Here is a 3,655-nt window from a genome sequence, read left to right as displayed (position 1 = left end):
TACCAATCGTCTCCCCTAACTGCTGGCGCTCATCGGTAGCCTTGGGCATGTGATAGTCCTCAACCCGACTACCATAGCGCGAAAACCACTCTACCGGAACTTTTTCCTGAAGCCATTGCGGTACTGCAGAGTGCCAGACTATTGAGTGCTGCTCGTAAGGTCTCACCAACCACTTCTAGACGATGCATCACCCGAATTGCTGCTAACACATGAGTTGAGTCGCTGCGTTGCACCCCGCCCCCACTCAGCCATCCCCGCTCTTGACATCGTTCCAAAAGTCGATCTAACAGCAACTCTTCGGCTTTGGCTTTCACTAATCGACCTCGAAACTCACTCAATACTGAACTATCGATACCAGGGTCTGCTAAAGGCAAACTTAACGCATATTTCCAATCGATTCGTCCTCGCACTGCTTGGGCTGCTTGAGCATCCGTTAAGTCCTCTATGTACTGCATGACTGTAATCAGCGCTAACCTCCAAGCATCCCGATGCCGGTTGCCCTTGCTTTGATGGAAACAAGGCTCTCAACTGCTCATCCTGATATAGAATTCCCAATTCATCCCTGATACTCATTACTATACTCCCTTTGGGAAAAGCTGAGCGAGCAATGGTTGCTGTCTGTGGTGGTATCGGTGCTATTTTCTCAATTCTAAAGCACATTGGGGCAACTCCTCAGTTTGACAACTAATACAATTGTTTCAACTTATAGTTCCACACCAACGACAAACAAAGGATATTTTCCACATCTGCTCACTATTTTGTAAACAAATATTAAGTTCGCCAGCGGTATCAAAGTTGGGGGATTTAGGGGGCTTTCCCAAAAGCAGAGGATCGCGCATTCATACTTCAATTCAGCAACGCCGGAATAATTACCCTTATTAAAAATCTTCCCATCTCCCCATCTCCCCATTTCCCTTAAAGACTCCGACTGCTCAGTTGTCTCCAAGTGTCCTTGTTCCATCTCCATGTCAGCGGGAGTGACATGGCTTTCTCTGTCTTTTTCTTCTTTACTTTGCTGCTCGGATACTCTCCTAATCTCCTTCAAAAGCGATGCAGCGAGGTAGCGCGGTCTTGGGGGTTCCCCCCATGAGCGACTACCGGTGCGGTCTTGGGGGTTCCCCCCAAGACCGCGCTGCATCAAGAAGGGCAATCTCCCCATAAGCCTTCTCGTCTAATCCGCCCAGATACGTCTGCAACGACTGCTGCAGTTTCTCCCTGGCTCGTTGGATACGTTTACGAACGGTATTGTTGGAAATATCTAGTCGTTGAGCAATCTCTTGGTAAGACAACTCCTGCTCAAAGTGCAAGAGACATACCTCGCGCTGATTCTCGGGCAAATCCTCTAGAGCACTACGGATTACTTCTAATAGTTCGCTATTTTCTACAATCTTTCCTGGGGTATCAAATTCAGTAACCAAGCCATTCCCCTCTGCCACTGCGATCGCTTCGAGATTTTCTACTCCTATTGCCCCAGAGTTGTTTTCTCGATGGCAGTCTATACAGAAGTTATGGCCAAATTTAGTCAGCCATCCTTTGAGATTGGTAATCTTTGCGGCAAATTTGGGCAATTTTTCCCAAGCCTTGAGCATAATCTCAGAAAGAGCATCTTGGGCTTGAGACCGATTTCCCCCCATCCAGCTGTAGCAGCAATGGTAAAGATAGTCTTGATACTGTTCCCAGAGGGGCCAAAAGGCCGTGCGGTCTCCAGTAGACAGTTTTTCCAGGAGGGGCTCCACCCAAGCAGCGGTAGATTCGTTTTCGGCATTTTCGCGCCATTGGCCATGAAAAGCTTGGTTTGTTGCCAGCATAAGTCCTATTGAACCACCGAAAACCAGTTTGACCTATTCGCCCAAGTTAAACAAGTGAGGTTAGTCAACTTAAGCCCTCAAGTCCAGTCATCCCTTGAGTTAGGATTTTTGTAAATTTTATTGAAGCCTTGTCTTTATCTTTTTTTAACTTTATCTAAGTAAAAATATTATCATACCACATCAGCTGGTAATAAGGAAAATGTATTGGATCCAAGGCATAAGGCATAAGGTATAAGGTATAAGGCATAAGCCAGAATAGTTTCAGTTTTTTTTATTTAATCAAATATCGTTTAAATGGGCGAAAACTTATTAAACAAATTACACCTAAAAAAAAGTAATACTCTGAAATCTCCGCTATAGCAATTTGTGTAGAAGTTTTTTGGTCTGTTGCCTGTTGCCTGCTACCTGCTCCGAAGCTCCTATCAGGTAAAGGTAGAAAATGTAAAAGTATCAAATAAATCTCATCAGAGAATTAAAGATTTGATATAGAGCAGATAAAAGTATTTACAATCCTCTCATGGTCAATTAAATTAGTATCGAATAAAACCTGTAAAAAGACTCCAGTTTATTGCTTCAACTATCTGAACTAAAAAAAATATAAAATAATTTATAAATTCTAAAATCTATAGTCTAAGATTTCAGGAGCTCTAAAAGTAACAGGCTCTTTATTCGTGACGTTTGTCAGCTAAGCACAAGCCATCCTAGGGGTCAACCATAAAACTACCTAAAAATAGTAATACTTTCAGGGGTCGATTCTAGTGTCAGCTGTACAACAAAACATCCTAATTTAACTTAACCTCTAGGATTTTTTCCTTACGGTTGGGAACTCTTATAGATAAGCCTTAGGTTTATTGAACTATTTGTTATGACTAATCTCAACAGTGTTCTTCAACGAGACCCATTTGCCGACAGCACATTAGTTGTAAACGATGAAGGGATTACCATTCGCCTGATCGACGGCAGTAAGAATAATTTAGACCAAGTCTCTTTGGGTATCCCTAATACGCCGTTGCTGCGTTTGGCTCCAATTGAGTATGAAGACGGAATCCAGTCACCGGCGGGTATCGCATTTGATGCAGAAGGCAATGCTCTGATCGGTATAGATGGCAATACTGTTACGCGCCAAGCGATTCCCATATTTACCCAAGCCGAAGCAGACCGATTAAATGGATTGGGATTGAATGTCATATCCAATACAGAAGGCTTAAGCAATGTCTCTGATGCACCCTTTGTGTTGCTTAACCCACCCGATCGCCCTAGTACCCGAGTGATCAGCAATGCCACCTCTAAACTAGAAGAGGGAGAGTCTGATCCCAATGGTAATGGCTTAAGCGCTTTCATTTGGGCTTTTGGTCAGTTCGTCAACCACGACACTGATTTAGCAGCAAATGGGTCAAAAGAAGAAAACCAAAACCGGTTAGAATTACTCAATTTCCCCATTGACATTCCCGCAGATGACCCGAATTTTCCACCAAACACTCCTCCCACTCAAGAAATTTCTACACAGGCAGATGGTGGATTGCAGTTTGACTTTGAACGGGATGCGTTTTTCAGCGGTACTGGGGAGTCTGGGAGCCCAGGAAAAGCCATTAATACTGTTACCTCTTGGCTTGATCTTTCTGTAGTCTATGGGTCTACTGAAGAAGAATATCAAGCAATTCGTGCTTTTTCAGAAGGTCAGCTCAACGTCTTCTCGGATGAAACAGTTACCACTAATGATGACTTGTTACCCCTTAACATCACAGGTGCTGATGGAGAACTGATCAGTGGTAAAGGCGCTTTTATGGATGTGGGTTTTCTAGCGGGGGATACACGGGTTAACGAGAACGATAGTTTGGCATCCCAGC

General features: G+C 43.9%; 3 protein-coding genes and 1 pseudogene. 1 reads left to right on the top strand and 3 read right to left on the bottom strand.

What is annotated here, in order from left to right; all coding sequences use genetic code 11:
* Window positions 1–68: 68 nt before the first annotated feature.
* The 3 genes and pseudogenes from F6K49_RS37185 to F6K49_RS37175 all read right to left on the bottom strand — a co-directional run.
* Window positions 69–473, bottom strand: a pseudogene (locus F6K49_RS37185) (transposase); the annotation flags it as partial.
* Between the two features lie 230 nt (window positions 474–703).
* Entirely contained in the window at window positions 704–1,159 is a 456-nt protein-coding gene (locus tag F6K49_RS37180) for a hypothetical protein (RefSeq protein WP_293105055.1), read from the bottom strand.
* Window positions 1,095–1,808 (bottom strand): sigma-70 family RNA polymerase sigma factor, encoded by a 714-nt coding sequence (locus F6K49_RS37175; RefSeq protein ID WP_293105052.1) that lies wholly within the window; start codon window positions 1,806–1,808, stop codon window positions 1,095–1,097. Before F6K49_RS37175 ends, F6K49_RS37180 begins: the two co-directional genes overlap by 65 nt.
* 865 nt (window positions 1,809–2,673) lie before the next feature.
* Here F6K49_RS37175 and F6K49_RS37170 point away from each other — a divergent pair.
* Window positions 2,674–3,655 (top strand): peroxidase family protein (locus F6K49_RS37170; protein ID WP_293105049.1); only part of this gene is annotated, 982 nt, incomplete at its 3' end.

Source organism: Moorena sp. SIO3I6, assembly GCF_010672095.1.
The sequence above is the reverse complement of the archived record's forward strand: the minus strand, read 5'-3'. Positions and strand labels throughout refer to the sequence as shown.